General features: G+C 58.6%; 11 protein-coding genes. 5 read left to right on the forward strand and 6 right to left on the reverse strand.

Annotated elements, in window-relative coordinates; translation table 11 throughout:
• Window positions 1-368: 368 nt before the first annotated feature.
• From RHM68_RS14235 to RHM68_RS14255, 5 genes are all read right to left on the reverse strand, one after another.
• Complete coding sequence (locus tag RHM68_RS14235) at window positions 369-617, reverse strand: DUF1652 domain-containing protein (RefSeq protein WP_322215709.1); 249 nt, start codon at window positions 615-617, stop codon at window positions 369-371.
• Window positions 618-782: 165 nt separating this feature from the next.
• Window positions 783-2,279 (reverse strand): helix-turn-helix transcriptional regulator, encoded by a 1,497-nt coding sequence (locus RHM68_RS14240; protein WP_322215711.1) that lies wholly within the window; start codon window positions 2,277-2,279, stop codon window positions 783-785.
• A gap of 161 nt (window positions 2,280-2,440) precedes the next feature.
• Complete coding sequence (locus RHM68_RS14245) at window positions 2,441-3,724, reverse strand: Zn-dependent hydrolase (protein ID WP_322215713.1); 1,284 nt, start codon at window positions 3,722-3,724, stop codon at window positions 2,441-2,443.
• 68 nt (window positions 3,725-3,792) lie between these two features.
• Complete coding sequence (locus RHM68_RS14250) at window positions 3,793-5,277, reverse strand: NCS1 family nucleobase:cation symporter-1 (RefSeq protein WP_322215716.1); 1,485 nt, start codon at window positions 5,275-5,277, stop codon at window positions 3,793-3,795.
• A gap of 35 nt (window positions 5,278-5,312) precedes the next feature.
• The gene (locus tag RHM68_RS14255; protein WP_322215719.1) at window positions 5,313-5,441 is read right to left on the reverse strand and encodes a hypothetical protein; all 129 of its coding nucleotides are present in this window, start codon (window positions 5,439-5,441) and stop codon (window positions 5,313-5,315) included.
• Between the two features lie 459 nt (window positions 5,442-5,900).
• Here RHM68_RS14255 and hydA point away from each other — a divergent pair, with 459 nt between their 5' ends.
• The 3 genes from hydA (at window position 5,901) to preA (ending at window position 10,075) form a co-directional block, all read left to right on the forward strand.
• Window positions 5,901-7,340 (forward strand): dihydropyrimidinase, encoded by a 1,440-nt coding sequence (hydA, locus tag RHM68_RS14260; RefSeq protein ID WP_322215722.1) that lies wholly within the window; start codon window positions 5,901-5,903, stop codon window positions 7,338-7,340.
• 92 nt (window positions 7,341-7,432) lie between these two features.
• Window positions 7,433-8,800, forward strand: coding sequence for an NAD(P)-dependent oxidoreductase (locus tag RHM68_RS14265; protein ID WP_322215725.1), 1,368 nt, complete (start codon window positions 7,433-7,435; stop codon window positions 8,798-8,800).
• Entirely contained in the window at window positions 8,801-10,075 is a 1,275-nt protein-coding gene (preA, locus tag RHM68_RS14270) for an NAD-dependent dihydropyrimidine dehydrogenase subunit PreA (RefSeq protein ID WP_322215727.1), read from the forward strand.
• A gap of 43 nt (window positions 10,076-10,118) precedes the next feature.
• Here the strand turns inward: preA and RHM68_RS14275 are convergent, their stop codons facing one another.
• On the reverse strand, window positions 10,119-10,739 hold the full coding sequence (locus tag RHM68_RS14275; protein WP_322215730.1) for a TetR/AcrR family transcriptional regulator: 621 nt from the start codon (window positions 10,737-10,739) through the stop codon (window positions 10,119-10,121).
• A gap of 133 nt (window positions 10,740-10,872) precedes the next feature.
• Between RHM68_RS14275 and RHM68_RS14280 the strand changes: the two genes are divergently transcribed.
• Together RHM68_RS14280 and copC are read left to right on the forward strand one after the other, a co-directional pair.
• A complete protein-coding gene (locus tag RHM68_RS14280) occupies window positions 10,873-11,313 on the forward strand; it encodes a GNAT family N-acetyltransferase (protein WP_322215732.1) in 441 nt (146 codons plus the stop codon).
• Between the two features lie 67 nt (window positions 11,314-11,380).
• Window positions 11,381-11,746, forward strand: a complete 366-nt coding sequence (copC, locus tag RHM68_RS14285; RefSeq protein ID WP_322215736.1) for a copper homeostasis periplasmic binding protein CopC — start codon at window positions 11,381-11,383, stop codon at window positions 11,744-11,746.

Raw genomic sequence — 11,746 nt, forward strand, 5'->3', positions numbered from 1 at the left:
TGATGAACTTTCCGCCGGCGAATTATAAACACATGGATTAGCATTTGTGCGCACGCCATAGTCATCTATTGACACTTTGTGGCACATGTTCAGGTGCCTGACAGCAACCTGAACCAGATGAGTTGGCGGAGGGAGTGTGCCACTGGGCAGGAAGGAAGACTTGTCGCCATCTTTAAAAACGCGCGCATGACCGCGCAAGGCTGGCAGTAAAACGCACAACAGGAAACCGGCGCGATACCGATTGAAGCGAAAAGGTGCGACGCACTAAACCCACTGGCGCCGCCCCGGTGGATCGGTGTACACCGGCCTGGGACGCGGTCGGCTCAATAGCCCTCCCGGACATCGGTGTACACCGGCACGCTCGGCGCCTACAAAACCTGCGGACGATGCAGCGTGTTGCTTTGCAACTCATAACGCAGCTCATCAATCAGCGCCGCCACCGCCTCAGGCGTTCTGAGCGTCGCCACGCTCAGCCCGCTGACCACTAAGTCCACCTGCCCCGATAACGGGTGGTAGAGCTTCACAGTCAACGAACTGTCACCGGTCAGGCTGCAATCGCAGGCCAGTGGCGAAAAACTCTGCTCCAGTTGAGTGCGCAACTGCGCCAGATAAATCATCCCGATTCACCGTTGATCTTGCTACTTCGCATGTGTCTGTTCCTTGAACTGTTACGAGGGGACGCGACAGCGGTCCGCAAACCGCTACCACACCCTGACAGCCTAAGAATTGCCAGACCTCATAAAAACCTCCATTTGCACCGTTTCGACTAGTGCATTTGCACCCTAGCGCTGGCCCTTGGGTCGCCACTCACCGGAAAACAAACCGCGCTCACGGGCCCAGACGATCGCCTCGCTGCGACTGTGTACATCTAACTTGGAGTACACCGTCGAGACGTGATTGCGCACCGTGTTTGGCGCCAGTTTAAGGCGTGCAGCGATTTCCTTGTCAGCCAAGCCTTCGCAGATCAGGCCAAGCACATCTCGCTCGCGCGCGGTCAACTCAGTGAAGGAAACGCTGGGCAACTTCGGAGAGTTGATGTTCTTCACGTTGGCAAGCTTTTCGATCAGAGTACGACTGAACCAGGACGCGTCCTTCATTACCTCTTCAATCGCCGACACCAGCTCCAGCTCTGTACGCTTGCGCTCGGTGATGTCCATCAACACCAGCAGGTAGCAAGGGCTGCCCTGAATATTCACGGTGTCTGCCGAGATCGCGCATTCAATCAACTCAGCGTCTTTCTTGCGCACCCGAACATCAATACGATCCAGCCTTCCGGCTTTTTCCAGGGCCGCAAACAACCGGCTTCGCGTGCTCTTGTCGTCAATAAAATCGATCTCGGACACGGTCTTGCCATGCACCTCTTCGCTGGGGTAAGCGAGGATATCGAGGAAGGCTTCGTTGACGTCGATCACCACCTGATTCTCGGCGCTGCAAACCAACGTCGGCACCGGGGTCAACCGAAACGCTTTGGCAAACCGCTCTTCGCTTTGGCGCAAGGCGATCTCGACCTTGTGCCGCGGCTCCATGTCGACAAAGGAAAACAGCATGCAATCTTCGTCATTGAGTTCAAGCGGTTGCCCGGCCACGATCACTTGCTTGCTGCCGCCCTCAGGCAACTTCAACTCAGCCTGCATCTGCGGAATCGTAGCGTGTCCCCGCAAACGCTCGATGGCCAAATCTTTATTTTCGGCACCGTCCAGAATATCCAGCTCGTAGGTCGAAACGCCGATCACCTGATCACGGCTGTAGCCAGTCATTTCCAGGAACCCCTGGTTGACTTTGATGTAACGCAAATCGCTGAGACGACAAATCACCGCCGGCGCCGGGTTGGCGTTGAAGGTCTTTTCGAACCGCTGCTCGGCGCTCGCCCACTCCGTGACGTCACTCATGATTAACACCAGAGACTCCGGTGCCCCTGCGCGGTCGACCAGCACCAGGCTGCGCACGGCGTGAACCCACGTATGTTGTTCGCCTTTGGTGGGCGTTACCTCCACCAGCACATCGCTAAACGTCTCGCCCCGTGCGACTCGGTTGATGGGATAGTTATCGACGGGCACTGGGTGATTGTTGCGATAGCGCAACGCGAACCGTTTGACGTATTCGCGGGCATTGTCCCCCAGCTCACTGATCTGCTTGACACCGTGCATGGCCAACGCTGAATCGTTGGCCCACAGCAGGGTCTGATCAAGTTCCAGCAGAATCACCCCGTCGGACAAGCCCGCGATGATCTGCTGCAATTGACGGCGATTGGTGTCGGTGGTCAAGACATCCTGGCTCATTGGCTCTCCACAATTACGGCGGCGCCTGGACGCGGCGCTCTGTGAAGATTACGACCGCATCGACCTGCGATCGTGCGAACCCAGTTTGGCCGCAGGCCCGAAATTCGCAGGCGTTGGTCTATGGGTCGTGGCCACCTGGGCATTGGCAACTCTGTGGTTATTCAGGCCGCGAGCGCACCACTGGCAATCGCCGCCGATGCCGCCAACATCGCACGCAACAACACCGCGCACCCGGCTGCCAGGTCATCCGGCGCGGCGTTTTCGATTTCGTTGTGGCTGATGCCGCCTTCGCACGGAACGAAGATCATCCCCGCCGGGCCAAGCTCCGCCAGGAAGATTGCGTCGTGCCCGGCGCCGCTGACAATGTCCATGTTCGACAGGCCCAGGCCCTGAGCCGCGCCGCGTACTGCGTCGACGCAGCCTTTGTCGAAGTACAGCGGCGGGAAGTCGGCGGTGGGGATCAGTTCGAAGGTCAGGCCATGCACCTGGCAGGTGGTTTCGATGACCTCGCGCACTTCGGCAATCATCGAGTTCAACCGTTCAGGCTCCAGGTGGCGGAAATCGAGGGTCATGCGCACCTCGCCAGGAATCACATTGCGCGAGCCAGGGTAGGCTTGCAGACAGCCGACGGTGCCGCAGGCGTGGGGTTGATGGCCGAGAGCCGCGCGGTTGACAGCACCGACGATGACCGAAGCACCCACCAAGGCGTCTTTGCGCAGGTGCATCGGGGTTGGGCCGGCGTGTGCTTCGACACCGCGCAGTTTCAAGTCAAACCACTTCTGACCCAGGGCCCCCATCACTACACCGATGGTTTTGCGCTCGTCTTCGAGAATCGGGCCTTGTTCGATGTGGGCTTCAAAATACGCGCCGACCGCATGCCCACTGACCTTGCGCGGGCCGGCGTAACCAATGGCGTTTAGCGCTTCACCGACGGTGATGCCGTCGGCATCGACCTTGGCCAGGGTTTCCTCCAGGGTGAATTTTTCGGCGAACACGCCAGAGCCCATCATGCATGGGGCGAAACGCGAACCTTCTTCGTTGGTCCAGACCACCACTTCAAGCGGCGCTTCGGTCTCCACGCCAAGGTCGTTGAGGGTGCGCAGCACTTCGACTCCGGCGAGTACGCCAAAGCAGCCGTCGAACTTGCCGCCGGTGGGCTGGGTGTCAATATGGCTGCCGGTCATGACGGGCGGCAGGTCCGGGTTACGTCCGGGGCGGCGCGCAAAAATGTTGCCTACAGCGTCGATGCTCACGGTGCAGCCGGCCTGCGTACACCAGTTGACGAAGATGTCGCGGGCCTGACGATCAAGGTCAGTCAAGGCCAGGCGACAGACGCCGCCCTTGACCGTGGCACCGAGCGTGGCCAGTTCCATAAGCGACTGCCACAAACGGTCGCGATTGATGTGCTGATGGGTGGATTGCAGAACGTCGACAGCCGCGTTCATAGTGATCTCCTCAGGCAGTTTTGTTATAGGTTTTTCAGGCAATTGCTGGACGCGTTTGAGGCCATCCGCTACACCGCTGATTTCGCTATTGATGGACTTGGGCGCATCGAGCACAACCCGTAGTAAATCACCCCGCCCAACGCCGAGCCGGTAAACCAGCCATAACTGTAAAACCAACTGAATGCACTGCTGCCTAGCGACAGCAGCGTCAATACCACCGGCACACCGAACGCGATAAAACCGTACCAGTTCCACGCCGGGTAAACGTCATCGCGGTACAGTCCCGCTAAGTCGAGCTGTTGTTTTTTGATCAGAAAATAGTCCACCACCATGATCCCGGCGATAGGTCCCAGCAGGCTCGAGTACCCGAGTAACCAGTTGGAATAGACGGTTTCCAGACTGACGTCGGAGACGATAAACCCCAGTTTTTTCAGCAACTCATGGCCCATCAACAACAGCCCTACCACACCGGTGAGCAACACTGCTTTGGTGCGGTTGATAACCTTGGGCGCGATGTTCTGGAAGTCATTGGTCGGTGAAACGATATTGGCGGCGGTGTTGGTGGCCAGCGTGGCGATGATGATCAGCGCCATGGCCACCGCCACCCAGACCGGGCTTTGGATGTGACCGATCAGGGTGACCGGGTCGGACACGCTGACACCCACCAGCTTCACCGACGCGGCAGTCATGATGACGCCGAGGGCGGCGAACAGAAACATGGTCAGCGGCAAGCCGAAAATCTGCCCGAGGATCTGATCCTTCTGGCTTTTTGCATAGCGACTGAAGTCCGGAATGTTTAGCGACAGGGTGGCCCAGAACCCGACCATGGCAGTCAGGCCGGCGGCAAAGTAACTGACGACACTGGCGCCCTCGGGACGCTTGGGCGGTATCGCCAGCAGCTCACTCATCGACACGTGCGGCGTGGCCCACACCAGCAGGCCGAGGCCGACCAGCACCAACAAAGGCGCCGACAGGGTTTCAAGCCATTTGATCGACTCGGCACCGCGTAGCACCACCCACAGGTTCAACGCCCAGAAGATCATGAAGCCGATGACTTCACCGGTGCCACCGAGGGACTTCCAGCCCTCGAAAATGGACCCCAAAAAAAGATGAATCGCCAGCCCGCCGAACATTGTCTGGATGCCAAACCAGCCACACGCTACCAACGCGCGAATCAAGCACGGCACGTTGGAGCCCAGAATACCGAAGGATGAACGCAGCAAGACCGGAAACGGAATGCCGTATTTGGTGCCGGCGAAGGCGTTCAGGGTCAAGGGAATTAGGACGATGAGGTTGGCAAATAAAATCGCCAGCAGTGCTTCGCCGACGCTCAAGCCAAAATAGGCAGTGAGCACCCCGCCGAGGGTGTAGGTCGGCACGCAGATCGACATGCCGATCCACAGCGCGGTGATGTGCCATCTGTTCCAAGTTCGTTCCTGCACCTTGGTTGGTGCCATGTCGTGGTTATAACGTGGACTGTCGAGGACATCGCTGCCGGCTTCGAGCTCAAACAAGCCGTTGCGCTCGTTCACTTGCGATCTGATCTGTTGCATGGCCGCTCCACTGTTCTTTTGATTATTTTTGCTCATCAGAGGCTGGCGCACAGTCGCGCCAGCCCGACGATGGCCGGAGGAAGTGACAACGTTTCCGGACCGGCCAAGGTGTCAGCGGCGGCATCAATAAACGTGCCGCAGACTCCGCTGACGCATCGGGCCATGCCATGAAAACTTTTCAAGCAACTGAAGTTACTCAGTTTTATTTATTCAACGGATGAGCGCCCGATGATCTGTCGGCGCACTCCGGCCGACTAACGGACCTATTGTCTGAACGGTCAGGACTCAATCTGGTGCATCACTTTTTTCTTCAACGTCGCGCCAGCCGCACAAACACTCCTCAAGCGGCTGATTTCACATAGGAAATCTCGTCTATTTTTAGATCCTGTCAAGTGCGTCAAAAGGGTGATCGGGCGAACCATTTTGGTGATTTTAAATTTAAATCGTTATTTATCATTAAGTTATATATGTAATAAGCACATAAAAAATATTCTTGCCCTATTTTATAACTGAGACTAGCTTCTAATCCTGACAGCGCTGGCAGGAATAAACCTAATGGCGTCAGTTTCCTATAAAAACGTTTAGAACCGGCAACAGTCGGTCATGCCTGCGAGGAACTCGGAATGTCTCTGTTGATCCGTGGCGCCACCGTTATTACCCATGATGAAAGTTATCGCGCCGACGTCTACTGCGCCGACGGCGTGATTAAAGCTATCGGGGAGACGCTGGAGGTTCCCGCCGGCACTGAAGTGCTCGACGGCAGTGGCCGATACATAATGCCCGGCGGCATCGACCCGCACACGCACATGCAACTGCCCTTCATGGGCACGGTGGCCAGCGAAGACTTCTTCAGTGGCACCGCGGCGGGTCTGGCCGGAGGCACTACTTCGATCATCGACTTCGTGATTCCCAACCCGCAGCAATCATTGATGGAAGCCTTTCATCAGTGGCGCGGCTGGGCCGAGAAGTCCGCTTCGGACTACGGTTTCCACGTTGCCATTACGTGGTGGAGCGAGCAGGTCAGTGAGGAAATGGCCGAACTGGTCAACCATCACGGCATCAACAGCTTCAAGCACTTCATGGCTTACAAAAACGCAATCATGGCGGCCGACGACACGCTGGTGGCGAGTTTCGAGCGGTGCCTGGAACTGGGCGCCGTGCCGACCGTACACGCGGAAAACGGTGAACTGGTATATCACCTGCAACGCAAGCTGATGGCCCAGGGCATTACCGGCCCGGAGGCGCATCCGTTGTCGCGCCCCTCGCAAGTGGAAGGAGAAGCAGCGAGCCGGGCAATTCGCATTGCTCAAACCATCGGCACGCCGCTGTATCTGGTGCATGTCTCAACCAAAGAAGCCCTCGACGAAATCACTTACGCCCGCAGCAAAGGCCAACCGGTGTACGGCGAAGTGCTGGCCGGTCACCTGCTGCTGGACGATAGCGTCTACCAACACCCGGACTGGCAAACCGCTGCCGGCTATGTGATGAGCCCGCCCTTTCGCCCTCGAGGCCATCAGGAAGCACTTTGGCACGGGCTGCAATCTGGCAACCTGCACACTACTGCCACCGACCATTGTTGTTTTTGCGCCGAGCAAAAAGCTGCGGGCCGCGATGACTTCAGCAAGATCCCCAATGGCACCGCCGGCATCGAAGACCGCATGGCGCTGCTGTGGGATGAAGGCGTGAATACCGGTCGCTTGTCGATGCAGGAGTTCGTTGCCCTCACCTCCACCAACACCGCGAAGATCTTCAACCTCTATCCGCGCAAAGGCGCGATCCGCGTCGGTGCCGATGCCGACCTGGTGCTGTGGGACCCCCAAGGGACACGGACGATCTCGGCCCAGACGCACCATCAGCAAGTGGACTTCAATATTTTTGAGGGCAAAACCGTGCGCGGGGTACCAAGCCACACGGTCAGCCAGGGCCGCGTGGTCTGGGCCGATGGCGACCTGCGCGCCGAGCGGGGTGCAGGACGCTATATCGAACGGCCAGCGTACCCGGCAGTGTTTGATTTGCTGAGTAAGCGAGCGGCGCTGCACAAGCCCAGTGCCGTGAAACGCTGAGATCGAGGCCTGCTCGCGAGGCGGCCTGCACAGGCAACACAAAAACCAATGCCCATCAGAGGCAGTACCTCAATAACCGTGAGGCCAACACCGTGATCAAGACCCTGAACCACCTCCCGCACCCGCATGAAAATGCAGCCGCCCTCGCGGGCCATTTCACCGACCTGGCACCGCCACTCAATGATCGCCAAGCGCAGCTGGAAGCCTCACGTTGCCTATATTGCTACGATGCGCCGTGTGTGAATGCCTGCCCGAGCGAGATCGATATTCCGTCGTTCATTCGTAATATCCATCAGGAAAATGTTCAGGGCGCCGCGCAGAAAATCCTGTCGGCGAATATCCTCGGCGGCAGTTGCGCCAGGGTGTGCCCGACAGAAATTCTTTGCCAGCAAGCCTGTGTGCGCAACAACGCCCATGAGTGCGCCCCGGTGCTGATCGGCCTGTTACAGCGCTACGCCGTGGACAACGCACACTTTAGTGAACACCCGTTCCAACGCGTCGCCGCTACTGGCAAACGCATCGCCGTGGTCGGTGCCGGCCCCGCCGGGTTGTCCTGTGCGCACCGCTGCGCCCTGCACGGTCATGACGTAGTGATTTTCGAAGCCAGGGAAAAAGCAGGCGGCTTGAATGAATACGGAATTGCCAAGTACAAACTGGTGGACGATTACGCGCAAAAAGAACTGGATTTCCTGCTACAGATTGGCGGCATCGAAATTCGTCACGGGCAGACACTCGGCGAGAATCTGACGCTGAGCGAACTGCACCAGCAATTCGATGCGGTGTTCCTTGGCCTCGGCCTGAATGCGAGCAAACACTTGGGACTGGCTCATGAAGAGGCGCCCGGCCTGCTGGCTGCCACCGACTACATTCGTGAACTGCGTCAGGCCGATGACTTGACACAACTGCCGCTGGCTAACCACTGCATTGTCCTCGGCGCCGGCAACACCGCCATCGACATGGCCGTGCAGATGGCCCGCCTCGGCGCTCGCGATGTGAATCTGGTGTACCGCCGCGGCGTGGAGGACATGGGCGCCACCGACCACGAACAAGACATTGCCAAGGCCAATCAGGTGCGACTTTTGACCTGGGCGCAGCCCGAAGTGGTGTTGCTCGACGATCAGGGCAAGGTGCGCGGCATGCGTTTTGCGCGCACGCAATTAAAGGAAGGTCGCCTGCACACCACCGGAGAAACCTTTGAACTGGCCGCCGACGCCATCTTCAAAGCCATTGGTCAGGCCTTCGACAACAGCGCCCTCGCCGATCCGCTGGCACGCCAGCTCAAGCGTCAGGGCGAGCGCATTGAGGTTGATGAACAACTGCGTACCAATCTCCCCGGCGTGTATGCCGGCGGCGACTGCACCAGCCTGGATCAAGACCTCACCGTGCAAGCGGTGCAGCACGGAAAACTGGCGGCAGAGGCGATCAACGCTCAACTCATGCTTAACGTGGAGGCTGCATAAATGGCCGATCTGTCGATTGTCTTCGCCGGTATCAAAGCCCCCAATCCGTTCTGGCTGGCCTCCGCACCGCCCACCGATAAAGCCTACAACGTGGTACGCGCCTTCGAAGCCGGTTGGGGTGGCGTGGTATGGAAAACCCTCGGTGAAGACCCGGCGGCGGTCAACGTCTCATCGCGCTACTCGGCGCATTTCGGTGCCAACCGCGAAGTCATCGGCATTAATAACATCGAGTTGATTACCGACCGTTCGTTGGAGATCAATCTGCGAGAAATCACGCAGGTCAAAAAGGACTGGCCGGACCGTGCGCTGATCGTCTCGCTGATGGTGCCCTGCGTCGAAGCCTCGTGGAAAAACATCCTGCCGCGAGTGGAAGCCACCGGCGCCGACGGTATCGAACTGAACTTCGGCTGCCCCCATGGCATGCCAGAGCGAGGCATGGGCGCGGCGGTCGGTCAGGTGCCGGAATACGTTGAACAGGTCACGCGCTGGTGCAAGACCTATTGTTCGCTGCCGGTGATCGTCAAGCTGACGCCCAATATCACCGACATTCGCCTCGCGGCGCGGGCCGCCCATCGCGGTGGCGCCGATGCGGTGTCGCTGATCAACACCATCAATTCGATCACCAGTGTCGATTTGGAGCGCATGGTCGCCCTGCCCACCGTCGGCAGCCAAAGCACCCACGGTGGTTACTGCGGCTCGGCAGTGAAGCCCATCGCGTTGAATATGTGCGCGGAAATCGCCCGCGACCCGCAGACACAGGGCTTACCGATTTGCGGCATTGGCGGCATTGGCAGTTGGCGCGACGCGGCAGAGTTCATTGCCTTGGGCAGTGGCGCGGTGCAGGTGTGTACTGCGGCGATGCTGCATGGCTTCCGGATTGTCGAGGAAATGAAGGACGGCTTATCGCGCTGGATGGACAGTCAGGGCTACGCCAACCTGTCGGAATTTTCCGGGCGTGCGGTGGGCAACACCACGGACTGGAAGTACCTCGACATCAATTATCAGGTGATCGCGAAAATTGATCAGGCCGAGTGTATCGGTTGCGGGCGTTGCCACATTGCCTGTGAAGATACGTCACACCAAGCGATTGCCAGCCTGAAGCAGGCCGACGGGACGCATCGCTATGAAGTCATTGATGACGAGTGCGTCGGCTGCAATTTGTGCCAGATTACCTGCCCGGTGGCCGACTGCATCGAGATGGTGCCGATCGACACGGGCAAGCCGTTTTTGGATTGGAACCATGACCCAAGGAATCCCTATAACGTCGCCCTCTAAGCGCACCGGCGCGCGAACGTTCGCCTTCGCGCGCCAGGGGGGCCTAGGGTTCCAACCCAATCCCGCGCAAGATCACCGCGGTCACCGTCTGCACGGCCCGCTCGAACTGCATGTCCGACAGCGGCTGGTGGTCATTGAGGATGTTCACCTGGTGATCGAAGTCGGCGTAATGCTGGGTCGAGGCCCAGATCATGTACAACAGGCTCGATGGTTCCACCGCCAGGATGCGTTTGTCCTCCACCCACTGACGAATTTTTGCTTCTTTCATCTTGGCCCAGTCGTACAGGCTGACGTCCAGCGCCTCACCCAGGGTCGGGGCACCGTGGATGATTTCATTGGCCCAGATTTTTGAACCGTAAGGTCGGGTACGAGAGTGATTCATCTTGGCGCGGATGTAGCTGCTGAGAACCACCCTGGGATCGTCAAACAGCTCAAAACACAGCGCGTCCTGCTTCCAGACCTCCAGCAGATCGAACAGTACCGCGCTGTACAACTCGCTTTTGGTGCTGAAGTAGTAATGCAGATTGGAGCGCGGCAATTGCACTTCGGCGGCGATGTCGGCCATGGCGGTGCTGCCGAAACCTTTTTCAGCGAAGACCTTCTCGGCCCCCAGCAGGATTTTTTCAACGTTACTGCGACGAATCTCGATCTTGTGATTGCCCATGAGGGCCCCCTGACAACAGCGTTGCCCAAGACTAGCACCCGCTCTGGATCGGGGCGACCGCCCTGTCGTACTTCCCCAGGCCAAACCGATTGCGTAGCATGCCCCCACACTCACACTGCTACGGGCACCCACTGTGTACATTCGAGCGCGAGTCGCTGCCGACGACAACGCCCTGGCCGCGTTATGGGAACGTTCGGTGCGGGCCACGCACGACTTCCTGACCGAAGACGATGTGCAGTTTTTCTATCCCCTCGTGCGCGACGCGTATTTGCCGGCACTGACGGTATGGGTCGGCGACCACCCGGACGGAACGCCGGCAGGCTTCATTGCGACCAGCGCCGATAACGTACAGATGCTGTTTGTCGAACCGGCCCAACGCGGTCAAGGCGTTGGCCGGCAGTTGCTCGACCACGTCAAATTTCTGCATGACGTCTTGAGCGTGGACGTGAGTGAACAAAACGCCCAGGCTCACGGTTTCTATCTGCACTATGGTTTTGAACAGATCGGCCGCTCGCAACGCGATGGCCAAGGCCGGCCGTTTCCAGTGATTCACCTGGCACTCAAACCCAGTTAAACAGTTCACGGCGCGCGTCGTTCATGCTTAAGTAACGCCCATTCCACTGCCCAGAAGGTACTTGACCATGTTGCTGAAAAAAGCCCTGACAACCGCCGCCCTGCTCGGCTCGCTGCTGGCCGCCTCGTCGGTGTTCGCGCACGCCCACCTGAAAAGCCAGACCCCGGCGGCCGACAGTACCGTCGCGGCGCCAGCGCAACTGCGCCTGGTATTTTCCGAAGGCGTTGAGGCGACTTTCAGTAAAGTCAGCATCAGCCACGACGGCGCCGACGTGCCGGTGAAAAGCTTAGCCACCGAAGGCGCGGACAAAAAAACCCTGGTCGTCACTCCCGCAGCGCCGTTGACGGCCGGTGCATATAAAGTCGAATGGCATGCGGTATCGGTCGATACCCACAAAAGCGAAGGCGCCTACAGCTTCAAGGTCGGCCAGTAA

The sequence above is a fragment of the Pseudomonas sp. DC1.2 genome, from assembly GCF_034351645.1.
Lineage (GTDB): Bacteria > Pseudomonadota > Gammaproteobacteria > Pseudomonadales > Pseudomonadaceae > Aquipseudomonas.